This is a genomic window from Halorubrum sp. SP9, assembly GCF_005435015.1.
In the GTDB taxonomy this organism is placed as follows: Archaea; Halobacteriota; Halobacteria; order Halobacteriales; family Haloferacaceae; genus Halorubrum; species Halorubrum sodomense.
The window spans coordinates 1-346 of sequence record NZ_SGXU01000516.1; the positions used below are offsets into that span (position 1 = coordinate 1).

Genomic DNA, 346 nt, shown 5'->3' on the forward strand with positions numbered 1-346 from the left:
AGACGGCCGGGGTAGTCGACCCGGCCGCACACGCCGCCGTGACGCGAAATATCCTCTTGATTATCGGCGTCGCCATCGTCGGCCTCGGGGCCGTCGGAATGGGCCTCGCACGGCCGACGATCCGCGAACTCGACGAACTCGGCCGACGGGCTGAAGCACTAGAAAACGGCGATCTCGATGTCGATCTGGAACCGAAGACAGACGACGAGATCGGCCGGCTATACGAGTCGTTCGACGCGATGCGGACCGCGCTCAAGGGTCGCATCGAGGACGTGGAGGCAGAGCGGAAGCGCGCCCGTGAAGCCAAACGTGAGACAGAAAGATTTGCCGACACGCTCGAGACGCG

1 protein-coding gene is annotated in these 346 nt (G+C 64.2%); it reads left to right on the forward strand.

Translation table 11 applies throughout. The features are described 5' to 3' along the window. Positions 1-346, forward strand: a 346-nt coding sequence (locus tag EXE45_RS18435; RefSeq protein ID WP_137695169.1) for a HAMP domain-containing protein, incomplete at both ends; no start/stop codon positions are given.